Annotated in this window: 26 protein-coding genes; 10 read left to right on the plus strand and 16 right to left on the minus strand. The window is 70.8% G+C overall.

Annotated features, from left to right (window positions below; translation table 11 throughout):
- Positions 1-76: 76 nt before the first annotated feature.
- Positions 77-589: a MarR family transcriptional regulator gene (locus tag FLV34_RS26480; RefSeq protein ID WP_142647131.1), complete on the minus strand. Its 513-nt coding sequence runs from the start codon at positions 587-589 to the stop codon at positions 77-79.
- A gap of 414 nt (positions 590-1003) precedes the next feature.
- Between FLV34_RS26480 and FLV34_RS26485 the strand changes: the two genes are divergently transcribed.
- Together FLV34_RS26485 and FLV34_RS26490 are read left to right on the plus strand one after the other, a co-directional pair.
- The gene (locus FLV34_RS26485) at positions 1004-3061 is read left to right on the plus strand and encodes a hypothetical protein (protein ID WP_147944366.1); all 2058 of its coding nucleotides are present in this window, start codon (positions 1004-1006) and stop codon (positions 3059-3061) included.
- Positions 3062-3644: 583 nt separating this feature from the next.
- Positions 3645-4367 carry a DUF4230 domain-containing protein gene (locus FLV34_RS26490; RefSeq protein WP_260617203.1) on the plus strand — a complete coding sequence of 241 codons (723 nt, stop codon included), beginning with the start codon at positions 3645-3647 and terminating at the stop codon, positions 4365-4367.
- Between the two features lie 131 nt (positions 4368-4498).
- Here FLV34_RS26490 and meaB read toward each other — a convergent pair whose 3' ends face one another.
- Positions 4499-5509 carry a methylmalonyl Co-A mutase-associated GTPase MeaB gene (gene meaB / locus FLV34_RS26495; RefSeq protein ID WP_147944367.1) on the minus strand — a complete coding sequence of 337 codons (1011 nt, stop codon included), beginning with the start codon at positions 5507-5509 and terminating at the stop codon, positions 4499-4501.
- Positions 5510-5521: 12 nt separating this feature from the next.
- Positions 5522-6715 (minus strand): acetyl-CoA C-acetyltransferase, encoded by a 1194-nt coding sequence (locus FLV34_RS26500; protein ID WP_147944368.1) that lies wholly within the window; start codon positions 6713-6715, stop codon positions 5522-5524.
- 103 nt (positions 6716-6818) lie between these two features.
- On the opposite strand from FLV34_RS26500, the gene mce reads away from it, so the two are divergent.
- Together mce and FLV34_RS26510 are read left to right on the plus strand one after the other, a co-directional pair.
- Positions 6819-7241, plus strand: coding sequence for a methylmalonyl-CoA epimerase (gene mce, locus FLV34_RS26505; protein WP_142647135.1), 423 nt, complete (start codon positions 6819-6821; stop codon positions 7239-7241).
- A 182-nt stretch (positions 7242-7423) separates the two neighbouring features.
- The gene (locus FLV34_RS26510) at positions 7424-8725 is read left to right on the plus strand and encodes a DivIVA domain-containing protein (protein WP_142647136.1); all 1302 of its coding nucleotides are present in this window, start codon (positions 7424-7426) and stop codon (positions 8723-8725) included.
- Positions 8726-8972: 247 nt separating this feature from the next.
- Here FLV34_RS26510 and FLV34_RS26515 read toward each other — a convergent pair whose 3' ends face one another.
- The 3 genes from FLV34_RS26515 to FLV34_RS26525 all read right to left on the minus strand — a co-directional run bounded on the left by FLV34_RS26515 (position 8973) and on the right by FLV34_RS26525 (position 10864).
- A complete protein-coding gene (locus FLV34_RS26515) occupies positions 8973-9743 on the minus strand; it encodes an alpha/beta fold hydrolase (RefSeq protein ID WP_147944369.1) in 771 nt (256 codons plus the stop codon).
- 78 nt (positions 9744-9821) lie between these two features.
- Positions 9822-10526: an alpha/beta hydrolase gene (locus FLV34_RS26520; RefSeq protein ID WP_147944370.1), complete on the minus strand. Its 705-nt coding sequence runs from the start codon at positions 10524-10526 to the stop codon at positions 9822-9824.
- Positions 10527-10546: 20 nt separating this feature from the next.
- Positions 10547-10864 (minus strand): ATP/GTP-binding protein, encoded by a 318-nt coding sequence (locus tag FLV34_RS26525; RefSeq protein ID WP_185948956.1) that lies wholly within the window; start codon positions 10862-10864, stop codon positions 10547-10549.
- Between the two features lie 209 nt (positions 10865-11073).
- Between FLV34_RS26525 and nucS the strand changes: the two genes are divergently transcribed.
- A complete protein-coding gene (gene nucS / locus FLV34_RS26530; protein WP_142647139.1) occupies positions 11074-11748 on the plus strand; it encodes an endonuclease NucS in 675 nt (224 codons plus the stop codon).
- Between the two features lie 43 nt (positions 11749-11791).
- On the opposite strand, the gene FLV34_RS26535 is transcribed toward nucS, so the two are convergent.
- The gene (locus tag FLV34_RS26535; RefSeq protein ID WP_147944371.1) at positions 11792-12718 is read right to left on the minus strand and encodes an SDR family oxidoreductase; all 927 of its coding nucleotides are present in this window, start codon (positions 12716-12718) and stop codon (positions 11792-11794) included.
- 72 nt (positions 12719-12790) lie between these two features.
- On the opposite strand from FLV34_RS26535, the gene FLV34_RS26540 reads away from it, so the two are divergent.
- The 5 genes from FLV34_RS26540 (at position 12791) to FLV34_RS26560 (ending at position 17011) form a co-directional block, all read left to right on the plus strand.
- Positions 12791-13582: a TetR/AcrR family transcriptional regulator gene (locus tag FLV34_RS26540; RefSeq protein ID WP_147944372.1), complete on the plus strand. Its 792-nt coding sequence runs from the start codon at positions 12791-12793 to the stop codon at positions 13580-13582.
- A gap of 85 nt (positions 13583-13667) precedes the next feature.
- Positions 13668-14552 carry an ABC transporter ATP-binding protein gene (locus FLV34_RS26545; protein ID WP_147944373.1) on the plus strand — a complete coding sequence of 295 codons (885 nt, stop codon included), beginning with the start codon at positions 13668-13670 and terminating at the stop codon, positions 14550-14552.
- A gap of 106 nt (positions 14553-14658) precedes the next feature.
- Positions 14659-15486: an ABC transporter permease gene (locus FLV34_RS26550; protein ID WP_142647143.1), complete on the plus strand. Its 828-nt coding sequence runs from the start codon at positions 14659-14661 to the stop codon at positions 15484-15486.
- A gap of 257 nt (positions 15487-15743) precedes the next feature.
- A complete protein-coding gene (locus FLV34_RS26555; RefSeq protein WP_142647144.1) occupies positions 15744-16349 on the plus strand; it encodes a TetR/AcrR family transcriptional regulator in 606 nt (201 codons plus the stop codon).
- A 53-nt stretch (positions 16350-16402) separates the two neighbouring features.
- Positions 16403-17011: a cob(I)yrinic acid a,c-diamide adenosyltransferase gene (locus FLV34_RS26560; RefSeq protein ID WP_142647145.1), complete on the plus strand. Its 609-nt coding sequence runs from the start codon at positions 16403-16405 to the stop codon at positions 17009-17011.
- A 31-nt stretch (positions 17012-17042) separates the two neighbouring features.
- Here the strand turns inward: FLV34_RS26560 and FLV34_RS26565 are convergent, their stop codons facing one another.
- From FLV34_RS26565 to atpB, 9 genes are all read right to left on the minus strand, one after another.
- Entirely contained in the window at positions 17043-17441 is a 399-nt protein-coding gene (locus FLV34_RS26565; RefSeq protein ID WP_142647146.1) for a DUF2550 domain-containing protein, read from the minus strand.
- Between the two features lie 19 nt (positions 17442-17460).
- A complete protein-coding gene (locus tag FLV34_RS26570) occupies positions 17461-17862 on the minus strand; it encodes a F0F1 ATP synthase subunit epsilon (RefSeq protein WP_079320504.1) in 402 nt (133 codons plus the stop codon).
- A 71-nt stretch (positions 17863-17933) separates the two neighbouring features.
- The gene (gene atpD, locus FLV34_RS26575) at positions 17934-19361 is read right to left on the minus strand and encodes a F0F1 ATP synthase subunit beta (RefSeq protein ID WP_142647147.1); all 1428 of its coding nucleotides are present in this window, start codon (positions 19359-19361) and stop codon (positions 17934-17936) included.
- 1 nt (position 19362) lies between these two features.
- Positions 19363-20262: a F0F1 ATP synthase subunit gamma gene (locus tag FLV34_RS26580; RefSeq protein WP_142647148.1), complete on the minus strand. Its 900-nt coding sequence runs from the start codon at positions 20260-20262 to the stop codon at positions 19363-19365.
- 3 nt (positions 20263-20265) lie between these two features.
- On the minus strand, positions 20266-21915 hold the full coding sequence (gene atpA / locus FLV34_RS26585) for a F0F1 ATP synthase subunit alpha (RefSeq protein WP_142647149.1): 1650 nt from the start codon (positions 21913-21915) through the stop codon (positions 20266-20268).
- A gap of 24 nt (positions 21916-21939) precedes the next feature.
- Entirely contained in the window at positions 21940-22749 is an 810-nt protein-coding gene (locus FLV34_RS26590) for a F0F1 ATP synthase subunit delta (protein ID WP_142647150.1), read from the minus strand.
- On the minus strand, positions 22749-23294 hold the full coding sequence (locus FLV34_RS26595) for a F0F1 ATP synthase subunit B (protein ID WP_142618976.1): 546 nt from the start codon (positions 23292-23294) through the stop codon (positions 22749-22751). Before FLV34_RS26595 ends, FLV34_RS26590 begins: the two co-directional genes overlap by 1 nt.
- A 29-nt stretch (positions 23295-23323) precedes the next feature.
- Positions 23324-23545 carry an ATP synthase F0 subunit C gene (gene atpE / locus FLV34_RS26600; protein WP_030510489.1) on the minus strand — a complete coding sequence of 74 codons (222 nt, stop codon included), beginning with the start codon at positions 23543-23545 and terminating at the stop codon, positions 23324-23326.
- Between the two features lie 84 nt (positions 23546-23629).
- Positions 23630-24418, minus strand: a complete 789-nt coding sequence (atpB, locus tag FLV34_RS26605) for a F0F1 ATP synthase subunit A (RefSeq protein ID WP_260617204.1) — start codon at positions 24416-24418, stop codon at positions 23630-23632.
- Positions 24419-24502 lie beyond the last annotated feature (84 nt).

The raw sequence follows: 24502 nt of genomic DNA on the forward strand, positions 1-24502 counted from the left end.
CTGATTCTTCGCGGCTGATTCCTCGCGCCTGCCCCGGGCCGCGCCTGACTCCCCGCGGCCGATCTCCCGGCCCGCGTCAGGAGCTGAAGTCGCCCGCGGCGACGCGCAGGGTCCTGAGCAGGCCGAACATGTCGTCCAGCTCGGCGTCGTCGTACATGCCCATGCAGAAACCCGCGTTCATCAGGTCGGCCGTGGCGCGCCGCACGATGTCCCGGCCCTCGTCGGTGATCTCGGCGAGCACGCCGCGGCCGTCCCGTGGGTTGCGCATGCGGCGCACCAGGCCGGCGCGTTCGAGGCGGTCCACGGTATTGGTCACGCTCGTCGGGTGCACCATCAGCCGCTCGCCGATCTTCGACAGCGGCAGCGACCCGGCCCGGCTGAACGTGAGCAGCACGAGCGCCTCATAACGGGCGAAGGTCAGGTCGTACGGCTTGAGCAGCGTGTCCAGTTGCGCCAGCAGGATCTGATGGGCTCTCATGATCGAAGTCACGGCGGCCATGGCGGACGACGGCCCGAAGGTCGAACGCCATGTCTCGGCCGCCCGCTCGATCGGGTCGAACGGGAGCTTGAGCGGCCGGGGGCCACCCATGGGCGGCGGCTCTGAGCTGGGCGGAACGGACACAGCGATATACGGTAGCGCGACGCCAGCCAAGATCGACCAGTGCACCGAGCGTAACCGAATTCATTCCTTGACCCCAGAACTCCCCCTCGTACGGGTCACGCTCCGTTATGGTTGCCACGTCGAAAGGTGAGGCGGCGGCAAACCCGGCGGCACGGGGAACCCCGTCTGCTAGAGGACGTCTCGCGGACGGGAGTCCGCGGGGAGACGCGTCCGACGGCGGGCGAGGCGAGGCCGGCCGGCGAACCAGCGCCACGGGGAACGGCGTGGGTTCGCGTGCACCGCTCACACAGACACGGGGGAGATTCTCAATGGACAGCATCGCTGTCCCGGCGCCGCATGCGCGCCGGACTTCGGTGGCGTGGCCAGGGGCCGCGCCCTGCTGTGGGTGAGCATAGGGGCGGTTCACGCGGTGAGCTGAGACACGGCGCACTGGTCGCGGCGACCGTGCTGTTCGTGCTCGCGCTCGTCGCCGCGTGGAGCGTCCTCATTCCCGGTTTCATGGACTGGGACGACATAGTGGCGGCCGTCATCGGCTCGCTGCGCCTGACCGGGCCGCTCGGAGCCGCGTTCGCGGCCTGGGTCGCGTTCCGCAGGCGCCGCGCCGAGAAGGGCCGTGTCCTGACGCCGTGGCGGGCCGCCAGGGCGCCGTTGTCGATCATCGCGGTCGTCGCCGGCTCCTTCGGGGCCACCGTGCTGCTGCTCGGGCTGCGCGCCGCGCTGACCGGGCAGGGCGGGCCGCCGCTGCCCGGCGGTCTCGCGATGTCCGTCGCGGGGCTGGGGCTGTACATCGTGATCGGCTGGATCCTCGGCTGGCTCGTGCCGGTCGTCGTCGTCCCGCTGATCGCGGGAGCCGGCACGTTCGGGCTGTTCACCTGGCTGGCCACCGGGCCCAACTGGGCCGACCGGCTCACGCCCGCCACGCGGGAGCCGTACGACCTGCTCTCCGGCGTCAGCGAGACCGCCTACGCGGACCAGACGCTGTGGCTGCTGGGCCTGAGCGCCGCGCTGCTCCTCGGCTGGGTGGCCCTGGTGACCCGGCGCACGCTGGCGCTGGCCGCCGCGGTGATCGCCGTGCTGGCCGCCGGGACCGGCGCGGCCCGGCTCGTCACCGTGCCGCAGGCGGTGCCGGTGAGCGAACGCCTCATCTGTCAGGAATGGCCCATCAACGTCTGCGTCCATCCGGCGCTGCGCGGGGGCCTGGCCGAGCTCGCCACCGTGTTCACCACGCTGGCGCTGAAGCTGGCCGGCACGCCGGCCGCCTTCAAGAGGGTCGAGCAACGGGAGTACGGCGAGGACGACTCCGTGGGACCGGGCGTGATAGTCGTGCACATCGACGATCTCGGGTCCGGGTACGCCCAGCGGGCGGCCGCCGAGTTCCTCGACCGTCTGGCCCACCCCTGCGCGGGAGCCGTGGCCGCGGGCTACCGGGCCATCATCATCGCCTGGCTGCGAGACGTCTCGCTGCCCAGCGGGTCGTTGCGCGAGCACCAGCAGGCGGCCATCTGGTTCTCCGAGCTGAGCAACGCCCAGCGGCAGGACTGGCTGCGCATGTTCTACTCCGACTTCGTCTCCTGCGGCCTGCAGGCGAAGCACTTCGGCGGCGGCACCCATCCCGCCGACCCCGTCGCGTCGCGTTATCCGGTGAACCCCACCCCGACGTACGCGCCGGGCTATCCGGCCGAGCCGTCTCCTTCGGGCATGGCCGTCGCCACCGGCATGCCGACCGGACCCGACTGGGAGCCGGTCACGGACCCGCGCGGCGGCGAGATCGGCCCGGGATGGATCGGCCCGAGTCCGGCCGCCTCCGGGTGGCCGTCTCCCGCCGCCAGTCCCCCGGGTCCGGGCTCCGTCAGTCCCAGCCCCGTCGGTCCGGGCGCTGGCGGTCCGGGCGCTGGCGGTCAGGCTCCGGGCGGGCATGGCTCGACGGGTCACGGCCCGATGGGCCGCCCGGGTTATCCGGGTTCGTGGGACATGCCGAACCGCGGAGGCGCCCGGAGAGGCCGCCCTTGGGGGCCGACCCCCGGACGGTCGCCGCACCCCTGGCGGCCCGGAAGGACCGGCAAGCCCGCCGACCCCGCATCCCCGGACCGCCCGGGAACCCAGGAAAGGCCCGGCGCTCCTGGTGCTTCGAATGGGCAGGGTACGCAGACGCGGCCCGGCGGCGTCGGCGCGAGCCCTTCGCCCGCTCCGGATCGTTCCGGCCGCGCGCGTCCCGGCGGTGCCAGCCCTTCGCCCGCCCAGGACCACCGTCACGGCAGGCGACGGTCCGGCGGCACACCTCCCGGCCGCGACGGCCGCGCCGGACGCACCACCACGCGCCCCGGCGACGCCGGTCGCGCCACCCCTGCCCCGCATCCAACCGCCGACACCGACGCCCACGACACGATCCCCGAGGACGACCCCGGCGTACCCGGCGCGCTCCTGGCACCCGTCGTGTAGCCCGCCCCCCCCGGCGAGAGAGGACAAGCCCCCGGCCCCGCCCACATAGGCCGATAGGCCCCAGAGGTCGCACCCCGCACGCTCCGCACCGCGCACCACCCCGCGCCCCGCACGGTCCCTACCCCGTGCGGGGCAGAACCCGGCCCGGGCAGGCCGTCGAACGTACAGACGAGGCCGCACCCCCACCACCCGCGCCGGCGCAGTCCGCACCCCATGCGGGGGCAGAACCCGGCACGGGCAGGCCGCCGAACCTACAAACGAGGCCGCACCCCCACCACCCGCGCCCGGCGCAGTCCGCACTCCGCGCCGGGCATGGCGGGAGCCGCCAAGGCACCGCAGGCGGCGTGAGCGCGGCGGCGGCAACCCGCCCGCTGCCGACAGGCGACACGCTCGCACAGCAGGTGCGCACCAACGTCGAGCATGGGGCGGCCGGCCGTTGCCGAGCGGGCCCGAGCGCCGCCGGGAGGCCGGTTCGGTTATCGGTCCGGACTAGCGACGAGTTTGGGAAGACCGAAACATGGCCCATGGGCGGACGCGATCTTGTCCTGCGTGAGATCGCGGAAATACCGGGAAGATTCCCCCCGTGGACCGTCAGACCCGTCCCTCATTCGCGCCGGCCGACGCCGGCGCCGCCGCCACCGACGCCACGGCGAGCGCCGCGGCCCCCGCCCCCCGCTCGCGGCGCGGCTGGCGGGTGCTCGCCGGCCTGCTGTTCGTGGTCCTGCTGCTCGTGGTCGGCGCGCGGCTGACCTGGTCCTGGCTCGATCCGCTGGGCGAGCGCACCGTCGACCGCAGTGGGCCCGCGCTGCTGCGGTCGGTGCAGAACCTGAGCCGCTTCGAGGCCGCGACCGGCGACTTCCAGGTCATCGTCGACCTGGAGAAGGACGCCAGGTTCCTCCCTGACGCGATCAAGGGCTCCCGCACGCTCTTCGTGGGCGCCGGGACCGTGGACGCCTACGTGGACTTCTCCACGCTGCCCAAGGACGCCTTCACGGTCTCCCCCGACCGCACGACCGTGACGGTGCGGCTGCCGCACGCCGAGCTGGAGAAGCCCAACCTCGACAACAAGCGGTCGTACGTCTTCGCCCAGGAGCGGGGCATCTTCGACCGGATCTCCGACTTCCTGTCGTCGTCGCCGCAGAACCAGCAGGAGCTCTACGTGCTGGCCGAACGCAAGATCGGCGACGCCGCCGCCGCGAGCGACCTGCGTTCCCGGGCCGACCAGAACACCAAGGCCATGCTTGAGGGCATGCTGAGGTCCCTCGGCTTCACGACGGTCACGGTCAAATACGACGGCGAGCCCTGACCCGTCGGCCGCCGCGATGCGAGAGCCGTACGGGCCGGGGCTGGGCGCGGCACCTGGGCGCGCCGCGGCATCTCGGCGCGCCACAGCACCTCGGCGCAGTGCGGCCCGGTGGCTCAGCACAAGCCGACGGCTCAGCGCAGTGCGGCGATGAGGTCGTCGGCGGCGGCGTAGGGGTCGGTCTCCGCGGCGAGCAGCCGCTCGGCGAGCACGTCGAGACGGTCACCGTGGAGCACGGCGAAGCGCGACCGGAGCTGGGCCAGCGCGATGGCCTCGATCTCGTCGCGTGCCCTGGCCAGCCGCCGCCTGAGGGCCTCTCCGGACTCCTCCAGGTAGGCCTGGTGCTTGTCCAGCGCGGCCAGCAGGTCGTCCACGCCCTCACCCTTGGAGGCGACGGTCGTGACGATCGGGGGCCTCCAGGGCGCCTCCACGAGGGCCGTCATGGTCCGCAGCTCCCGCACGGTCGTCTGGACGCCGTCGCGGTCGGCCTTGTTCACGACCAGGACGTCGGCGACCTCGAGGATGCCCGCCTTGGCGGCCTGCACGCCGTCGCCCATGCCCGGCGCGAGGATGACGACGGTCGTGTCGGCCAGGTGAGCGATCTCCACCTCGGCCTGCCCGACGCCGACCGTCTCGACGAGGATGACGTCGCACCCCGCGGCCTCCAGCACGCGCAGCGCCTGCGGCGTGGCCCACGCGAGCCCGCCCAGGTGCCCTCGGCTCGACATGCTGCGGATGAAGACACCGGGGTCGGTCGCGTGGTCCTGCATGCGTACGCGGTCGCCGAGCAGGGCGCCGCCGGTGAACGGGCTGGACGGGTCGACCGCCAGCACCCCCACCGTGCTGCCGCGCCTGCGGAACGCCCGGATGAGCATGCCGGTCGAGGTCGACTTGCCGACGCCGGGGGAGCCGGTCAGGCCGATGACCCTGGCGGGGTGCGGCCGGGCGCCGCCGGTGGCGAGCTCCGCCATCGCCTCGCGCAGCGCACGGCTCACCGTCGTGTCTCCCCCGGCGGAGGCACCGCTCTGACCGCCGTTCGCGGCGGTTTCGGCGTTTTCGACGGCGTTCTCCACCAGCGAGATCAGCCGGGCGACGGCGCGCGGCCGGCCCTGCCGCGCCTGACCGACAAGCTCACGGACGTCCACCTGCGGCTCCGATCAGGCGCCGGGCGCGGGAACCCGGATGATCAGCGCGTCGCCCTGGCCGCCACCGCCGCACAGGCCGGCCGCGCCGAGGCCGCCGCCGCGCCGCTTCAGCTCGTGGGCCAGCGTCAGCACGATCCGGGCGCCGGACGCGCCGATCGGGTGGCCGAGCGCGATGCCGCCGCCGTTGACGTTGATCTTGTCGAGCGGGACGCCGAGCTCCTTCGCCGACTGCAGCACGACCTGGGCGAACGCCTCGTTGATCTCCAGCAGGTCGAGGTCGCCCACGGTCAGCCCCTGCTTGGCCAGCGCCTGCTTGATGGCGTTGGCGGGCTGGGACTGCAGCGAGTTGTCCGGCCCGGCCACGTTGCCGTGCGCACCGATCTCCGCCAGCCATTCGAGGCCCAGTTCCTCGGCCTTGGCCTTCGACATCACCACCACGGCGACGGCGCCGTCGGAGATCTGCGAGGACGATCCGGCCGTGATGGTGCCGTCCTTGGTGAACGCCGGCCGCAGCTTCGCCAGGACCTCGACCGTGGTGTCCTTGCGGATGCCCTCGTCGGCGGAGAAGAGCACGGGGTCGCCCTTCCGCTGCGGCAGCGGCACCGGGACGATCTCGTCATCGAACAGGCCCTTCTCCGTGGCCTCGGCGGCGCGCTGGTGCGACCGCGCCGAGAACTCGTCCTGCTCCTCCCGGGTCAGGCCGAGCCTGGCGTTGTGGCGCTCGGTCGACTCCCCCATCGCGATCTGGTCGAACGCGTCGGTGAGCCCGTCGTGGGCCATCGCGTCCAGGATGCCCGTGCCGCCGTACTTCACGCCCTTGCGCAGGCCGGACAGCAGGTGCGGCGCGTTGGTCATCGACTCCATGCCGCCCGCGACGACGATGTCGAACTCGCCCGCGCGGATGAGCTGGTCGGCCAGCGCGATCGCGTCGAGGCCCGACAGGCAGACCTTGTTGATGGTGAGGGAGGGCACCGTCATGGGAATGCCGGCCTTCACCGCCGCCTGGCGCGAGGGGATCTGACCGGCCCCGGCCTGGAGCACCTGCCCCATGATCACATACTGGACCTTGTCGGGGGAGACACCGGCGCGCTCCAGCGCGGCCTTGATCGCGATCCCGCCCAGTTCGACGGCGGACAGATCGGAGAGCGAGCCGAGGAGCCGTCCGATCGGTGTGCGTGCTCCGGCGACGATGACGGAACCAGACATTGAGACCCTCCACTACGAGATCGGGGCGACGGTGTCACCATACCCATGAGTAGGGCGGCCGCCCGGACGCGGGCGGCACGACGGGAACGCGGAGGAGACGGCGATGCTGCTGCGGATCGATCACGTGGGTGTGGCCTGCCACAACCTGGAGGAGAAGATCGAGTTTTACGAGTCCGTCTTCGGCCTGACCGTCGTCAGCCGGGAGGTGAACGAGGAGCAGGGCGTCCGCGAGGCCATGCTGCACGTCGCCGACGGCGCCCAGGGCGCGTCATATGTCCAGCTTCTCGAACCGCTGCACCCCGACACAGCGGTGGGCAGGTTCCTCGCCAAGCGGGGCGAGGGCGTGCATCATATCGGGTACGGCGTGGCGGACGTCACCAAAGCCCTGGAGGAGATCGGGGCGAAGGGCGTGCGCCTGATCGACGAGCGGCCCAGGCATGGGTCGATGGGAGCCTCGATCGCGTTCCTGCATCCGAAGGACGTGGGAGGGGTTCTCACCGAGCTCGTCGAGACGTCCAGGCGCTAAGTAAACGCAAGAAACGTTCATACGTAACAAGTCGCGCAGAAAGTCGGAGGGGGCCTCCAACGCGGCAGTACCGGAGTACGCTGGCGTACCACCGGACGTGGACGCCACACCGGCTTCCTCGCCTCGGAACCGACCCCCCGTCCGGCCCCCTGTAGCCGTCTCGACAACCAGGATCGAGCCTCATGCAGTCCGACATCGACGCCCAGCTGAACAACTTCTTCGAGGACGCCCCATCTCGCGAATTCGACGTGGTGCTCCGGGGTTATGACCGGCACCAGGTCCACGACCACCTGAAGACCCTCGACACCGAACTGCGTCAGGCCAAGGAACAGATCGGCGCCCTTCAGCGGGAGCTTTCCGACTCGCAGCGCCAGCTCCAGGAGCAGGAGCGGCCGACGTACTCGGGTCTCGGCGCCCGCATCGAGCAGTTGCTCAGGCTCGCGGAGGAGCAGGCCACCGAGCTCGTCCAGGCGGCCAGGTCGGAGGCGAACGAGATCCGCGCCGCCGCCAAGGTGGACGCCGCCGACCTGCGGGCGGCAGCGGAGAACGAGGCGGCGGAGAAGCGGGCGCTGGCGGCGCGCGAGGCCGAGGAGATGCGCAGCACCGCCGAGCGCGACGCGGAGGAGATCCGGTCGACGGCCCGGCGCGAGTCCGACGAGCTGACCGCCACCACCGAGCGCGAGGTCGCCAAGATCCGCGCCACCGCCGACCACGAGGTCGCGGAGAAGCGGGCGGACGCCGAGCGCGAGATCGCCAAGCTGCGCACCACGACCGAGCGCGAGGTGGCCCAGCTGCGGGCCTCGACCAAGCGCGAGCGCGACGAGGTGCTCACCACCGCCAAGCGTCAGGCGGACGAGATGCGGGCCCAGGCGCAGCGGATCCTGGAGGAGTCGGAGGCCAAGCGGGCCCAGGACGAGGCGGAGTTCGAGATCCAGCTCGCCGCCCGCCGCGAGGAGGCCGAGCGCCAGGAGGCCGAGCGCCACGCCACCGCCCAGGCCAACACCCAGAAGCTGGTCGCCGAGGCCGAGCAGCGCGCCGCCACGGCCGAGCAGCGGGCCGCCAAGGCCACGCAGCAGGCCGAGCAGACCCGCCGCGAGGCCGACACCCACGCCAAGCAGCTGCTGGCCAACGCCCGCAAGAACGCCGACCAGCTCGTGGCCGACGCCAAGGCCAGCGCCGACACGATCGTGACCGAGGCCAAGAACGAGGCCGAGCGCACCCGTACGGCGATGCAGCGCCAGGTGGACGAGCTCACTCGCCAGCGCGACAGCATCACCAGCCACCTCGCCCAGCTCCGCCAGCTGCTGGGCGGCGCCCCGCTGCCGGGCATGGACCCGGAGCCGGCGCCCGTCACCGCGGCCCCGCCGAAGCCGGCCCTGTCGGCTCCGCCGGTCGTGGAGAAGCCGTCCGTGCCCGCCACGCCGTCCGTCGAGCCGATCAGCTCCACCAAGAGCGACGACGACGCGGAGTGGTGGCAGGAGTAGCCACCGGCGCACAGGCGCACATCGGGGAGTCTGACGGCTGAACGAACGGGGCCCGGCAATACCGGGCCCCGTTCTAATGCCCGCCCCCCGACCCGCGTCTGAGCAGAAGATCCCGGCCCCCGGCTCGGCCAAGGACCCCCGAACCCCACGCCGAGCCAAAGGCCCCCGGCCTCAGGCCGAGCCGAAACCCCTTCGGCCCCCGGATCACCCGACGACCGCCGGCGCAGTTCCTGCCCCCGGCCCCGACTCAGTCCAGTGACTTGACGAACTCCGCGACGGCGCGGTTGAACGCCTCGGGCTGCTCGATGGCGGACAGGTGGCCCGCCTTCCCGATGACGACGAGCTGCGCCTGCGGGATGGCCTCCGCCATGGCCTGGGCGTCCGGCAGCGGCGACAGCTCGTCCTCGTCGCCCACGACGACCAGCGCCGGCACGGTCAGGGACCGCAACGTGCCGAACGCGTCGGGCCGCGCGGCCATCGCCCGCTGGGCCCACGCGACCGCCGCGGGCGGCGCCGCCTGGACGAGCCCGCGCACGCGCCCGGCGACCATCCCCCGGCACTCCTTTGTGGTCGCCCCGAGCATCGCGGGCAGCGACTCGGTCACGAGGATGCCCGTGCCGCTCTCCAGGACCGCCGTGGCGATCCGCTCCCGGTTCGCCCTGGCCGGCTCGGGGTCGGCCTGGGCCTTGGTGTCGGCGAGGATCAGGCCGCGTACGCGGTCGGGGTGGCGGCGGCACAGGGCCATCGCCACGTAGCCGCCCATGGACAGGCCGCCGATCACGGCGCGGTCGATGCCCTCCTGGTCGAGCAGGTGCGCAACGTCGTCGGCCATGAGGTCGATCGAGGGCTCGTCGTCACCGAGCATCGTGCCACCGAAGCCGCGCAGGTCCGGGGTGATCACCCGGCAGACCGGCGCGAGGCCCTCGCGCTGGGCGAGCCACATCGCGGAGGACAGGGGGAACGCGTGGAGCAGGACGACTGGCAGGCCGCTCCCGGCGGAACGCGAGTAGAGCTGCATCAGGTCACGGTAACGCGCCACGCGCCCGGCACCGCCGTTCGTCACCGATTCGCGACCCCGGCGGCCCGTCCGTCACGTTCAGACCGTGGTGGGCAGTGGCGCGGCGGGCGGGTTCACCCGCTTGACGATCTCGTTCAGCACGATCCGCACGTACGGCTCGCCGACCCACAGGTGCTTGGCCCCGTCCACGCCGACGACCTCCGCCTGCGGCACCGCCGCGAACCGGCGTACGGCCTCCTCGGGCTGCAGGTAGTCGTCGTGCTCCGGCACCAGGGCCACCAGAGGGCGGCCGAACTCGCCCCAGGCGACGAGGTCCTTCTCACCGGCCCGCTTCAGCGGCGGCGACAGCAGGATCGCGCCCTGCACGATCGGGTCGCGACCCCACTTCAGCGCCAGCTCCGTGCCGAACGACCAGCCGAGCAGCCAGGGGTTCGGCAGGTCGTGGAAGTCGGCGTACTCCAGAGCGGCGGCCACGTCCCACCGCTCCCCCTCGCCGCCGTCGAAGGCCCCCTGCGAGGTCCCCCGGTCGGAGGTCGTGCCACGGGTGTTGAAGCGCAGCACCGCGATGTCGGCGAGTGCGGGCAGCCGGTAGGACGCCTTGCGCAGCACGTGGCTGTCCATCATCCCGCCGTGGGTGGGCAGGGGATGCAGGCAGACCAGCGTCGCCACCGGCGGCCGGCTCTCCGGCACGGCCACCTCGCCGACGAGAGTGAGCCCGTCGGCCGTCTGCAGCTCGATGTCCTCGCGCCGGGCAGGCAGCACCGTGGACGCCCTGATGTCCATTCCCACTCCGATAGCTCGTGTCAATAACGGCTGCGGCCCGGACCTCGGTTGGCCCGGTTGCGCCAGCACGTGGTGTGCCAGTGCCGCCGCTCGTCCTCTCCCCCGGCCCAGGCCGGCCAGCTCACCACGTGCGGCAGTCCGGGCCTGATCTCCTGCTCGCACCCCGGGCACCGGTACGCCTTGCCCTGGGCGGCGCCGGAGACGTTGCGGACGACCCAATCGCCGTCGTGCGCGCTCTCCACACGGTCCACCCCGGCCACCTGAGGGCCCACCGGCCGTACGGCACTGCCGTCCGGGCGTTCGAACGGGCCGCGGCGGCGGGCACGTCGGGGACTCACGGCGGGCATCCTTCCGGGGGGCTCATGTCAGGCAGAACGGGAGAAGACGGCCCATTCTTCCAGCACCCGGTCGGGCGGCGTACAAGCGGACGCCTCGAACCCCGCGCACCGCGCCAGCCCACCCTCCGGCCTCCTCCCCCGCCCGGGCCATGCCCGACAGTCTCCCAGAACGCCTCGGGACCTCCGCGATCCCGGTAGGGTTGGCGCACATGCGGCTGGTCATCGCGCGGTGCAGCGTGGATTACGTGGGACGGCTCACCGCCCATCTCCCCATGGCCCCTCGGCTCATCCTCATGAAGGCGGACGGAAGCGTGTCGATCCACGCTGACGACCGGGCGTACAAGCCTCTGAACTGGATGAACCCTCCCTGCAAGGTGCGCGAGGAGGAGATCGACGGCGTGCTCACCTGGTCGGTCGTGCACGGCAAGACCGGCGAGAAGCTCGTGCTGACGATCGAGGAGATCCTGCACGACTCCAGCCACGAGCTGGGCATCGACCCGGGCCTGCGCAAGGACGGCGTCGAGGCGCACCTGCAGGAGCTGCTCGCCGAGCACATCACCACGCTCGGCGACGGCTGGACACTGGTGCGCAGGGAGTACATGACCGCCATCGGCCCGGTGGACATCCTGTGCCGCGACCACCTCGGCGGGGCGGTCGCCGTGGAGATCAAGCGGCGCGGCGACATCGACGGCGTGGAGCAGCTCACCCGCTACCTCGAACTGCTCAACCGCGACCCCCGCCTGGCCCCGGTCAAGGGGATCTTCGCGGCCCAGGAGATCAAGCCGCAGGCCCGCGTGCTCGCCGCCGACCGCGGCATCGAGTGCGTGACGCTCGACTACGACGCCCTGCGCGGCATCGAGCCGGAGAACCCGACACTGTTCTGAGCCCGGCCTGTGTCGACCCTGTTCAACCCCTGTCTGAGCCTGGTCAGCCCGTGAAGTCCGCCGCGTGGTCACGGGCCCACTCGGCGAACGTGCGTGCGGGCCGGCCGGTGACCTGCTCGGCGGTCGGCAACGGCCGGCGTTCCGGCGCGGGCCGCGCGCCCGCGTCCGCGCCCGCGCCCGTGTCCGCGCCCGTGTCCGCGTCGGCGTCGGCGTCGGCGTCGGCGTCCGGCTCGACCTCGCGTCCCCCGTAATCGGTGAACCCGAGCAGGAAGTCGGCGTTCGCCGCGGCGAAGCCGCCCATCCGGAGGTAGAGCTCGCGCGCCTCCTCCCGGCCGACCTGTTCGAAACGGATCTCCCGGCCGATCGCGGCGGCGATGGCGGTCACCTGTTCCCGCCGGGTCACCCACTGGGGACCGGCGAGGGTGTACGCGGCGCCGGCGTGGCCGTCCTCGGTCAACGCCAGCACCGCCACGTCGGCGACGTCCCGTTCGTGCACGGGGATTCCGGCCTGCCCCGGGAAGGGGTCGCGGACCACCCGCTCGGTGCGGATCGACTCCCCCCACAGTTCGAGCCTGTTCGTCATGAACTCGCCTGCCCGCACGTGCGTCCACTCCAGCCCCGACTCCTCCACGGCGCGCTCCACCGGCAGGTGGAAGTCCGTGTCGAGGCCGAAGGTCACGGCGCCCGAGGACAGGACGACGACACGCCGCACCCCCGCGTGCTTCGCCTGCTCCACCACCGCGTGGGCGGTCGCGGGGTGCGGGAACAGGTAGACGCGCTCGACGCCGGACAGCGGCCCGGCCAGCGTCGCCGGATCCGCGAGATCACCGAACACCACCTCCGCCTCCGGCGGCAGCGTCGCCTCGCCGGGCCGCCGGGTGAGCGCGCGCACCCGCTCACCGGCCCGGATGAGCCCTTCGACGACGATCCGCCCGACGTTGCCCGTCGCACCCGTGACCAGGACAGTCATGCTCCACCCCATTCTCGTATGGCGTACGGATAGAATAACCGTACCGCATACGAAAATGTAGGATTCACGCTCATGGGAGTGGAGCGCAGCGGCGGCGGCGATCCGGAGCGGACGCTGGCGCTGCTCTGGCGGGACCACGCGGCCGCCGGACGCGGCGGCGACAAGCCGGCGAAGGGGCGCCGGCCCCGGCTGACCGTCGACCAGATCGTCGGTGCCGCACTGTCGGTGGCCGACCGCGAAGGGTTGACGTCGATGTCGATGAGCCGGGTCGGGGAGGAGCTCGGCGTGGGCACCATGTCGCTCTACACCTACGTTCCGGGCAAGGCCGAGCTGATCGACCTCATGGTCGACGCGGTGCTCTCCGAGCGGGATCTGCCCGGCCCGGGCGACCCGCGGCCGGAAGGCTGGCGGGAGCAGATCGAGCTGTACGCCGAGCGCACCCGGGAGGCGTACCGGCGTCATCCCTGGCTGCGGCAGGTCTCCACGGTGCGGCCGCCGTTGGGTCCGGGCCTGATGGCGCAGCAGGAGTATCTGCTGTCCGCGCTGTCGGACATCGGGCTGTCACCCCGGCAGATGACCGCGGCCGCGGGGGCGATCGTCACCTTCGTCGACGCCGCCGCTGCCGTCAGCGCCGAGTATGACCACGTGGAGCGGACGACCGGGGAGTCCGCGGACGCCTGGTGGGCGGCGCGCGGCTCGTTCTGGGACGACTACTTCGACACGACCCGGCATCCCGCGATCACCCGCGTCTGGCGCGAGGGCGGCTTCGACGCGCCGGCCGCGGAGGCGAACGCCGAGTCCTACCGGTTCGGCCTGCGGCGGCTTCTGGACGGCATCCAGGCGCTCACAGGGCAGCTCCAGTAGGCGCGGCGTATCCGCCGTACGGAGGATGCCGATCATCGTCCTGTGGGGGGTGTTCCGTGATCCTTCCGCGATGCATCCTCTGGGCATGGAACACGCGATATGTGTACGCGGCCTGACGAAACGGTACGGCGACGTGCAGGCCGTCGCGGGCCTCGACCTCGATGTCGAGCACGGCGAGGTGTTCGCCGTCCTCGGCCCGAACGGCGCGGGCAAGTCGACCACGGTCGAGATCCTGGAGGGGTATCGCCGGCGAGACGCGGGAGAGGTCACCGTCCTGGGCAGGGACCCGGCCCGGCCGACCCGCGAGTGGCGGTCCCGGATCGGCATCGTGCTGCAGAGCTCCGACGACCGGGCGGAGCTGACCGTACGGGAGACCCTCCGGCACTTCGCCACCTACTACGCGAACCCCCGCGACCCGGACGAGCTCATGGAACAGGTCGGGCTCGCCGACAGCGCGGGCAAACGCATCCGCCAGCTCTCCGGCGGCCAGCGCCGCCGGGTGGACGTCGCCCTCGGCGTCATCGGCCGCCCCGAGCTGCTGTTCCTCGACGAGCCGACGACGGGTTTCGATCCCGAGGCGCGGCGGCGGTTCTGGGAGCTCATCGAGGGGCTGGCGCACGACGGCACGACGATCGTGCTGACCACCCACTATCTGGAGGAGGCCGAGACCCTGGCCGACCGCGTGGCGGTCGTGGCGCGGGGACGCGTGGTCGCCCAGGGCGACCCCGCCACGCTGGGCGGCCGGGCCACCGCCAGGGCCAGGGTGGCCTGGTCGGACGGCGAGATCGAGACCGACACCCCCACGGAGGTCGTCCTGGAGCTGTCGCGCAGGTACGACGGGGAGATCCCCGGGCTCACCGTCACACGGCCCACGCTTGAGGACGTGTATCTCCGCCTCATCGAGGCGGAGGAGCCATCTGCCGGCAGCGCCCCGGAGCCCCCCGCCGAACCCGTGGAGAGCACGCCATGACCACCCCACTCCGTCACATGATCACCACCCCGGGCGCCGCCCGCCCGTACGGAGAGGGCGGCATACCCACCACTCCGGCCGACGTCCCGCCTGTGGAGAGCACGCCATGACCACCACCCCCGCCCCCGATGTGGCCCTGCCGTCCCCGCTGAGGATCGCGCTGGCCCGCGCGGCCGTCGAAACGAAGGTGCTCTTCCGGGAGAGGGACGCCGTCGTCTTCACCTTCGCCCTGCCGATCGTGTTCCTGGTGCTGTTCGCCGCGATCTTCTCCGGCAGCGCCGAGGGGACCGGCGTCACCGTCGCCCAGCTCTACACCGCCGGGCTCATCGGCTCGGGCGTGATGGGCACGGGGTTCCAGAACCTCGGCATCGGCATCGCGGGCGACCGGGACGACGGCACGCTGAAGCGGCTCGTCGGCCTCCCGATGCCGCGTGCGGCCTACTTCATCGGCAAGATCGCCAGCGTGCTGGTGATGACGGTGCTCCAGGTCGCAATCCTGCTCGCCATCGCGGTGCTGTTCTACGACCTGGAGCTGCCCTCAGAGGTGTCGGCCTGGCTCACGTTCGCCTGGGTGTTCGTGCTCGGCGTGTCGGCCGCCTCGGTGCTCGGCATCGCCGTCAGCGGCCTGCCCCGATCGGGCAGGAGCGCGACCGCGGTGATCAGCCTGCCGTTCGTCGTGCTGCAGTTCGTCTCCGGGGTCTTCATCCCGATCACGGAGCTGCCCGACTGGTTGGTGAACGCCGCCTCGATCTTCCCGCTGAAGTGGATGTGCCAGGGGTTCCGATCCGTCTTCCTCGGCGACGCGGGGGCCGCCCTCGAACTGACCGGGTCGTACGAGCCGGTCAGGGTGGCCCTGGTCCTGGGCGCATGGCTCGTCGGTGGCCTCGTGCTCTGCGTGACGACGTTCCGATGGAAGGGGCGGCGCGACGGGTGAGGCCGATCACGCACCGGGGATGCCGTTCGCACGCGCTTCTGTAATTGCCGATGCAATTGCAGCGAGATCGATCTATCCCAATTGGTAAGCGTGCTGACCTCTTGACGGCTATGTCAAGCTATTGAGCGTCTTTGGCATAGCACGAGAGTGCCCATTTCCCAGCACTTCCACAAAAAGGATCTTGCGTTCATAATGGGGACTTCTGGGGGGACCATGACAGTGTGAGGTGAAAAGTGGCGGGACGGGACTATCGGGGGATGTCGGCTGCCGAAAGGCTTGCAGACAGGAGGGAAAGGCTCATATCGGCCGCCTACACCCTGTTCGCCCAACCCGGCTTCCACGCGACCACCATCGAGAGGCTGTGTGCGACCGCGCGCATCTCCAATCGCGCCTTCTACGAATGCTTCTCCAGCCGTGAGGATCTGATGCGCGCGGTTTACGAGCGGTGCATCGAGGAGACCCTCGCCTCGGTCAGCGAGGCCATCGACACGGCCCCGCCGACGCTCGACGACCGAATCGTCGCCGGCATCGCCGAATACATCCGCTTCGTCACCAAGGACGTGCGGCGCGCCCGTCTCATGCACCTGGAGGTCAGGCGGGCGGGCAACGTGCTCAGCGGCGCCCGTCAGCAGGCGGTGGCGTCGTTCACCAAGGTCATAGAGTCCTCGGCGCGGGGCACGCGCGTGCCCGCCCTCGATCTCCACCTGCTGGCGCTCGGCCTCATCGGCGCGATCACCGAGTTACTCATCGAGTGGGTGATGAGCGAGCCCTCACCGCCCACGGAGCAGCTGATCGACACCGCCGTGTACATCTTCCGCCGCACCTTCTCCTCCGACGGTCCCCTGGCGGCCTCCGCCGGGTGAGACAGGGCGGCCGCCCCCGGGGGAAGCGGAGCGCGGCGACTACGCTGAGCCGCATGACCCGAGCCGACAACGACACACCGGTCGTCCTGTCCAAGATCTACACGAAGACGGGCGACGACGGCACGACCGCACTGGGCGACATGAGCCGCACCCGCAAGACCGATCCCCGCCTGGCCGCCTACGCGGACGTGGAGGAGGCCAACGCCGCCATCGGCGTCGCGCTCGCCACGGGCGGCCTGTCCGAGGACGTCACGGCCGTCCTGAGCCGGGTGCAGAACGAGTTGTTCGACGTCGGCGCCGACCTGTGCACGCCGGTCGCGCAGGAGCCCGATCCAGAAGATCGGGACTACATTCCGCCGCTGCGGGTCGAGGAGCCGTACATCGCCTGGCTGGAGGAGCAGTGCGACCGGTTCAACGCGGAGCTGAAGCCGCTGCGCAGCTTCATCCTGCCCGGCGGCGCGCCCGCCGCGGCCTCCCTCCACCTCGCCCGCACGGTCGTACGGCGAGCCGAGCGGTCGGCGTGGGCGGCGCTGGAGGAGCACGACGACATGAACCCCCTGACGGCCAAGTATCTGAACCGCCTGTCGGACCTGATGTTCATCCTCTGCCGCGTGGCGTCCGCCGGCGACGAGATCCTCTGGAGGCCAGGCGCCACCCGCTGAGCGCAACCGATGGGCGCGCCCACGGCGAATGTCAGGCGGCGTCGAGATGGGCGCTGGGCGGGGCCGACTCCAGCCAGGCGAGGAAGCCGGTGAGGGCGTCCTCGCTCATCGCCAGGGACAGCGGGCCGCGTTCTGCCGAGCAGACGACGGTCCAGTAGCCGGCGGGCCCCTCACCCGTGTCGAGCATCCTCCGGCTGGAAACGGTGAGGCCGCGCCTCGCGATAGCGTGGCGCGGCCTCAGGCCGAATCCCAGGAACGGAATCCAGTGGAGCTCTCCCCCTACGTAGCGGGCGACCCCGCTCTTCCAGCTCCCCTGGCCGTGCCGTACTCGGCAGACGATCGTGCCCCGGGCCCGGGCCAGGACGAAGCCCCGGAGGACGAGGAGCGCGGCCACGGCGAAGACGCCCGCGAGTATCTCAAGCGCCGCCAATGCCGCCCTCCTCCTGGTGTCAGACCTCTTCGCCGGCCGCCCGAAGCCGGGCCGCCGCACGCTTGGCCTGAAGTCGTGCGTCCGCGTCCTCCTGGTCGGCCTCGATCGAGGCCTGAGCACGCTGCAGCGCGTCCTTGGCCCGTGCCACGTCGACCTCGGAGCCGAGCTCGGCCGCCTCGGCCAGGATCGACACGTCGTTGTCGGCGACGGAGATGAATCCGCCGTGCACCGCGGCCACGAGGTCGCCTTCGTCGCCGCGCTTGACGCGCAGCACTCCGCCCTCGACGAGGACACCGAGAACGGGAGCGTGGTTCGGCATAATACCGATCTCGCCGTCCACGGTCTTGGCAATGACCATGTCGGCCTCGCCCGTCCAGATCTCACGTTCCGGCGACACGACGCCCACGCGAAGCTTTGCCACTTCTCAGCTCCCTTTCGACGGACGCCCGTGCGGCGCGGCCGGAGCCGTGCCGCACAGGCGTCGAAGGCGTCCTAGCGCTCGAGTTCCTTCGCCTTGGCGATGGCCTGCTCGATGCCACCGACCATGAAGAAGGCCTGCTCGGGCAGGTGGTCGTACTCGCCGGCGCACAGGCCCTTGAACGAGGCGATGGTCTCGTCCAGCGGCACGAACTCACCCGGCTGACCGGTGAACGCCTCGGCGGCGTACATCGGGTGGGACAGGAACCGCTCGATGCGGCGCGCCCGCTGGACGGTGACCTTGTCCTCTTCGGAGAGCTCGTCGATGCCCAGGATGGCGATGATGTCCTGCAGTTCCTTGTACTTCTGCAGGATCCGCTTGGTCTCCTGGGCGACCGCGTAGTGCTCCTCACCGATGATCTGCGGGTCGAGGATCCGCGAGGAGGAGTCGAGCGGGTCCACCGCGGGGTAGATGCCCTTCTCCGAGATCGGCCGGGACAGAACGGTCTGCGCGTCGAGGTGCGCGAACGCGTTGTGCGGCGCCGGGTCGGTGATGTCGTCCGCGGGCACGTAGATCGCCTGCATGGAGGTGATCGAGTGACCACGGGTCGAGGTGATGCGCTCCTGGAGCACACCCATCTCGTCGGCGAGGGTCGGCTGGTAACCCACGGCGGACGGCATACGGCCGAGCAGCGTGGACACCTCGGAACCCGCCTGGGTGAAGCGGAAGATGTTGTCGATGAACAGCAGCACGTCCTGCTTCTGCACGTCGCGGAAGTACTCCGCCATGGTCAGAGCGGACAGCGCCACCCGCAGACGGGTGCCCGGGGGCTCGTCCATCTGGCCGAAGACGAGCGCGGTGTCCTTGAGGACGTCCGCCTCCTCCATCTCCAGCCACAGGTCGTTGCCCTCACGGGTGCGCTCGCCGACGCCCGCGAACACCGAGGTGCCCGAGAACTTCAGCGCGACGCGGCGGATCATCTCCTGGATCAGAACGGTCTTGCCGACGCCCGCGCCGCCGAACAGACCGATCTTGCCGCCCTTAACGTACGGCGTGAGCAGGTCGATGACCTTGATGCCGGTGGGCAGCATCTCCGTACGGGCCTCGAGCTGGTCGAAGGCCGGTGCCGGACGGTGGATCGGCCAGCGCTCGTTGACCTGGATGGAGGCCTTCGGCGCGTCGAGCGGCTCGCCGAGGGCGTTCCACACGTGGCCCTTGACGGAGTCGCCGACCGGCACCGAGATCGGCGCGCCGGTGTCGGTGACGGCCGCACCGCGGACCACGCCGTCGGTGGGCTGCATGGAGATGGCCCGGACGATGTTGTCGCCGAGGTGCTGGGCGACCTCGAGCGTCAGGGTCTTGGTCTCCTCGCCGAGCGTGACGTCGACGGTGAGCGCGTTGTAGATGTCCGGCATGGCCTCGACGGGGAACTCCACGTCGACGACCGGACCGGTGACGCGGGCGACACGGCCCACGGTGGTCTCAACAGTCTGTGCGGTCATTTCACTCTTTCCCCGCTGCGGCGTCAGCCAGCGCGTTCGCGCCACCGACGATCTCGCTGATTTCCTGGGTGATCTCGGCCTGACGCGCCTGGTTCATCTGCTGGGTGAACACGCGGATGAGCTCGTTGGCGTTGTCGGTGGCCGACTTCATCGCGCGGCGCCGGGCGGCGTGCTCGGAGGCCGCCGACTGGAGCAGCGCGTTGTAGATGCGCGACTCGATGTAGCGCGGCAGCAGCGAGTCGAGCACGTCACCCGCCGTCGGCTCGAATTCGTAGTAAGGCGGGATGCCCTCCGGGGCCGTCTCCGCCTCCTCGACCTCGAGCGGCAGGATCCGCTTGACGATCACGTTCTGCGTCAGCATCGAGACGAACCCGGTGTAGACGACGTGGATCTCGTCGATCCCGTCCTCCGCCTTGAACGCCGTGATGAGCGCGTCGGCGATCTCCTTGGCGTTGGCGTACGACGGGTTGTCGGAGAAGCCGTCCCACTCGCCGAACATCTCCCGGCTGCGGAAGCGGTGCCAGGTGATGCCCTTGCGGCCCACGACGTACGGCTTCACGGCCAGGCCGCGTCCGGTGAGGTGGCCCTTCAGCGCCTCGGCCTCACGGAGGATGTTGGCGTTGTAGCCGCCGGCGAAGCCGCGGTCGCTGGTGACGATCAGGACGCCGGCCGTGGCCGGCTGCTCCTTGGCCACCGTGAGCGGGTGGTCGACGTTCGTCGTGTTCGACAGGACGGCCGACACCGCGTGGGTGATCTCCCGCTCGTACGGCACGGCCGCCTGCATCCGCTGCTGCGCCTTGACGATGCGCGACGAGGCGATCAGCTCCTGCGCGCGGGTGATCTTCGCGGTGGACTTGACCGACTTGATCCGCCGCCGCAGCTGTCGAAGCTGGGCACCCATGGGTTACTTCGCCTCGACCTTGCGGACGTGCTTGACGACCTTCTCCTGGCCGACCTCGCTGGCGTCCAGCGCCTCCACCGGCTCGTCGTTGACGAGCAGCTGACCGCTGGAGGTGGTGAAGCCCTTCTTGAACTCCGTGATGGCGTCCTTCAGGGCGGTCACCGTGTCGTCCGTCAGCTCCTTGGTCTCGCGGATGCTGTCGAAGACACCCTTCTGGGCGGTGCCGAGGTAGTCGAGGAACTCGGCCTCGAAGCGGCGGATGTCCTCGACCGGCACGTCGTCCAGCTCGCCGGTGGTGCCGGCCCACACCGAGACGACCTGCTTCTCGACCGGGAACGGGCTGTACTGCGGCTGCTTGAGCAGCTCGACCAGGCGGGCGCCGCGCTCCAGCTGGGCGCGGGAGGCCGCGTCCAGGTCGGAGGCGAAGGCCGCGAAGGCCTCCAGGTCGCGGTACTGGGACAGCGACAGACGGAGCGTGCCGGCCACCTTGCGCATGGCCTTGACCTGGGCGGAACCACCGACTCGGGAGACCGAGACACCGACGTTGATCGCCGGGCGGACACCGGCGTTGAACAGGTCGGTCTCCAGGAAGCACTGGCCGTCGGTGATGGAGATGACGTTGGTCGGGATGAACGCCGACACGTCGTTGCCCTTGGTCTCGATGATCGGCAGACCGGTCATCGAGCCGCCGCCCATCTCGTTGGAGAGCTTGGCGCAGCGCTCCAGCAGACGCGAGTGGAGGTAGAAGACGTCGCCGGGGAACGCCTCACGGCCCGGCGGACGACGCAGCAGCAGCGACACGGCGCGGTAGGCGTCGGCCTGCTTGGTCAGGTCGTCGAAGACGATCAGCACGTGCTTGCCCTGGTACATCCAGTGCTGGCCGATGGCAGAACCGGTGTACGGGGCGATGTACTTGTAGCCCGCGGGGTCGGAGGCCGGAGCGGCGACGATGGTCGTGTACTCCAGCGCGCCCGCCTCCTCGAGGCGGCCACGGACCTGGGCGATCGTGGAGCCCTTCTGGCCGACGGCGACGTAGATGCAGCGAACCTGGCGGTTCGGGTCGCCGGAGAGCCAGTTCTCCTTCTGGTTGAGGATGGTGTCGACCGCGATCGCGGTCTTGCCGGTGCCGCGGTCGCCGATGATCAGCTGACGCTGGCCGCGGCCGATCGGCGTCATGGCGTCGATCGCCTTGAGGCCGGTCTGCAGCGGCTCCTTCACCGGCTGACGCTGGACCACCGAGGGGGCCTGCAGCTCGAGGGCGCGGCGGCCCTCGGCGGCGATCGGGCCCTTGCCGTCGAGCGGGTTGCCCAGGGGGTCGACCACGCGGCCGAGGAAGTCGTCGCCGACCGGCACCGACAGGACCTCGCCGGTGCGGCGGACCTGCTGGCCCTCCTCGATGCCGCTGAAGTCGCCCAGGACGACCGCGCCGATCTCGCGGACGTCGAGGTTCAGCGCCAGACCACGGGTGCCGTTCTCGAACTCCAGCAGCTCGTTCGCCATCGCCGAGGGAAGGCCGGAGACATGGGCGATGCCGTCCCCGGCGTCGACGACGGTCCCGATCTCCTCGCGCGCGGCACCTTCCGGCTCGTACGCCTGGACGAAGCGCTCAAGGGCGTCCCGGATCTCGTCCGGCCGGATCGTAAGCTCCGCCATCTCTTTCTTGTCTCCCTATTCGCCTCAGCCGGCCAACCGGCGGCGGACTTCTTCGATACGTCCGGCGATCGTGGTGTCGATGTAGTCGTCTCCGACTCTGACGGAGAACCCACCGAGCACCTCCGGGTCCACCTCGACGTTCAGGTGGACGTCTCGCCCGTAGGTGGTTCGCAGCCAGGCCGCGAGCCGCTGCTTCTGCTGCTGTGAGAGCGGCACCGCGCTGCGGACCACACCCACCAGGCGCTCGCGCGCCCGCGCGACGATCCAGCCGAACTCCTCCAACGCAGTTTCCAGGCTACGTCCCCGCGGGTGCACAACGGCCTGCGTGACGAGCCGGACGGTGGAGGGGGCGGCCTTCCCGCCGAGCAACGTGGCGAGCAGGTCGCGCTTGCGCTCGGCCGGTACGGCCGGGTCGCTGAGCGCGCGGCGCAGCTCCGGGTTGGCGGCGAGGATGCGGCCGAAGCGGAACAGCTCGTCCTCGACGTCGTCGAGGCGGCGGTCCGACTCGGCCTCGGCGGCCGCGGACATCACGCCGATACGCTCAAGGGCGTCCGGCAGGTCGCCGGCCTTGGACCACTTCGCCCTGACCGCGGCGACCGCGATCTCCAGTGCGGCGTCGCCGACCTTGCCCTGCAGCAGGGAGCGCAGGACGCTCTCCTTCTGCTCGGCCGGGCGCGAAGGGTCGGAAAGACCCCGCCGCAGCCCGTGCTCGCGGTCGAAGAGGTCGGCGACGGCGAACAGCTCCTCGGCGAGGGCACCGAGGTCGGCGGTCGCGGCGGCGGTGTTGAACCGCTCCTCGACCTCCGTCAGGGCGGTCCTGCTGAGGCCGCGCATCAGCGGACCGCCTCCGGACGGCCCTCGAGCTCTTCGAGGAACCGGTCCACGATGCGGCGCTGGCGGGCCTCGTCCTCGAGCGACTCGCCGACGATGCGGCTCGCCAGCTCGGTGGACAGGCGCCCGATCTCACCGCGCAGCTGCGTGAACGCCTGCTGACGGTCGGCCTCGATCTGGGCGTGGGCCGCCTCGATGATGCGCCGCGCCTCGGCCTGGGCCTCCTCGCGGAGCTCGGCCTTGATCGCGGCGCCCTGCTCACGGGCCTCCTCGCGGAGACGGGCCGCCTCCTGGCGGGCCTCCGCGAGCTGCGCCCGGTACTGCTCCAGAGTGCGCTGGGCTTCGGCCTGGGCGTCCTCGGCCTTCTTGATGCCGCCCTCGATAGCCTCGGTCCGCTCGGCCAGCGTCTTCTGGATGCGCGGGGTGAGGATCTTTCCGACGACGAGGAAGACGACGAGGAAGGCGAAGCTGCCGACGACCAGCTCGTAAGCGTGCGGAATGAGGGGGCTCTCGCCCTCCGCCGCGAGGAACGTAGCTGCCAGAGTCATAGGTGCAGCCTTCCTTCAGAGTGGGTACGTCAGTAGATGAACGGCGCGACGAGGCCGATCAGGGCCAGCGCCTCGGTGAGAACGAAGCCGAGCAGCATGTTCTGGCGGATGAGGCCGTACGCCTCGGGCTGACGGGCGATGGCCTGCACGCCCTGACCGAAGATGATGCCCACGCCGATGCCGGGGCCGATGGCGGCGAGGCCGTAACCGACGGCGCCAAGGTTGCCGGCGACTTCAGCGAGAACGCTCATTGCTGTTCTTCCTTTACTGGTCGGCCGGTGAGTGTGCTCTCACCGGTCTGGTCTACGTCGAAAGGTCGGGTCTGGGGAGATCCGTCAGTGCTCGGCGTGGAGCGAGTTGCCGATGTACATGGCGGCCAGCATCGTGAACAGGAACGCCTGCAGGAACTCGATGAACATCTCGAAGCCGGTCATCGCGATCGTCATGATCACACCGACGACACCGAGGCCCGCACCGAGGGGAGTCGGCTTCTCGAAGAGGAACCAGAAGCCGACCATGCTGAAGAAGGCCAGGATGAGGTGGCCGGCGAACATGTTCGCGAAGAGTCGGACGGCGTGCGTGAACGGCGCGATGATCAGGTTCGACAGGAACTCGATCGGCGCGAGCAGCACGTAGATCGGCTTGGGCAGCCCGGGCGGGAACATCATGTTCTTGAAGTAGCCGCCGAGGCCCTGGTGCTTGATGCCCAGGTAGATCTTGATCACGTAGATGGTGATCGCGAAAACGATGGGGAACGCGATGTGCGACGCCACGGGGATCTGGATCAGCGGGATGACGCCGAAGAAGTTCCACAGCAGGATCAGGAAGAACAGGCTCAGGAGCAGCGGCATCCACCGCTCGGCGTCCTTGCCCAGGAACGGCCGGGCCACCTGATCGCGGACGAACTGGTAACCCATCTCGCCGAGGTTCTGCATTCCCCGGGGAACAAGCTTGGGGTTGGCGAAGGCACTCCAAGCGAGGGCGCACACCACGACGGCGCCGAAGAGCGCCATCAGCACCGGCTTGGTCAGCCAGTACGGCGCACCGTCATAGAGCGGAGGGAAGTCGAAAATCGACGGTCCCGGCGCCTTGAAGTCGTCGGCGACGACCATGAGGGGGGTCACCTGGCCACCTCGCCTACCTGCTCGAGGCCGAATGCCCGAAGCATGTGCTTGTTCGTCCGTTCGCTACGCTCGCGCACGGGCGTT

Origin of the sequence: Microbispora sp. CSR-4 (assembly GCF_008033685.1) — a bacterium.
Taxonomy (GTDB): Bacteria; Actinomycetota; Actinomycetes; order Streptosporangiales; family Streptosporangiaceae; genus Microbispora.

Coding starts and splice junctions, on each gene's coding strand:
- FLV34_RS26500 (WP_147944368.1), bottom strand. CDS start 6,715: ATGTCTGGTTCCGTCATCGTCGCCGGAGCACGCACACCGATCGGACGG.
- FLV34_RS26590 (WP_142647150.1), bottom strand. CDS start 22,749: ATGCGCGGCCTCAGCAGGACCGCCCTGACGGAGGTCGAGGAGCGGTTC.
- atpD (WP_142647147.1), bottom strand. CDS start 19,361: ATGACCGCACAGACTGTTGAGACCACCGTGGGCCGTGTCGCCCGCGTC.
- FLV34_RS26535 (WP_147944371.1), bottom strand. CDS start 12,718: ATGACTGTCCTGGTCACGGGTGCGACGGGCAACGTCGGGCGGATCGTC.
- FLV34_RS26580 (WP_142647148.1), bottom strand. CDS start 20,262: ATGGGTGCCCAGCTTCGACAGCTGCGGCGGCGGATCAAGTCGGTCAAG.
- FLV34_RS26555 (WP_142647144.1), top strand. CDS start 15,744: ATGTCGGCTGCCGAAAGGCTTGCAGACAGGAGGGAAAGGCTCATATCG.
- FLV34_RS26560 (WP_142647145.1), top strand. CDS start 16,403: ATGACCCGAGCCGACAACGACACACCGGTCGTCCTGTCCAAGATCTAC.
- FLV34_RS26545 (WP_147944373.1), top strand. CDS start 13,668: ATGGAACACGCGATATGTGTACGCGGCCTGACGAAACGGTACGGCGAC.
- atpA (WP_142647149.1), bottom strand. CDS start 21,915: ATGGCGGAGCTTACGATCCGGCCGGACGAGATCCGGGACGCCCTTGAG.
- FLV34_RS26515 (WP_147944369.1), bottom strand. CDS start 9,743: ATGCAGCTCTACTCGCGTTCCGCCGGGAGCGGCCTGCCAGTCGTCCTG.
- FLV34_RS26595 (WP_142618976.1), bottom strand. CDS start 23,294: ATGACTCTGGCAGCTACGTTCCTCGCGGCGGAGGGCGAGAGCCCCCTC.
- FLV34_RS26540 (WP_147944372.1), top strand. CDS start 12,791: ATGGGAGTGGAGCGCAGCGGCGGCGGCGATCCGGAGCGGACGCTGGCG.
- FLV34_RS26520 (WP_147944370.1), bottom strand. CDS start 10,526: ATGGACATCAGGGCGTCCACGGTGCTGCCTGCCCGGCGCGAGGACATC.
- FLV34_RS26550 (WP_142647143.1), top strand. CDS start 14,659: ATGACCACCACCCCCGCCCCCGATGTGGCCCTGCCGTCCCCGCTGAGG.
- FLV34_RS26480 (WP_142647131.1), bottom strand. CDS start 589: ATGGGTGGCCCCCGGCCGCTCAAGCTCCCGTTCGACCCGATCGAGCGG.
- nucS (WP_142647139.1), top strand. CDS start 11,074: ATGCGGCTGGTCATCGCGCGGTGCAGCGTGGATTACGTGGGACGGCTC.
- FLV34_RS26510 (WP_142647136.1), top strand. CDS start 7,424: ATGCAGTCCGACATCGACGCCCAGCTGAACAACTTCTTCGAGGACGCC.
- mce (WP_142647135.1), top strand. CDS start 6,819: ATGCTGCTGCGGATCGATCACGTGGGTGTGGCCTGCCACAACCTGGAG.
- atpE (WP_030510489.1), bottom strand. CDS start 23,545: ATGAGCGTTCTCGCTGAAGTCGCCGGCAACCTTGGCGCCGTCGGTTAC.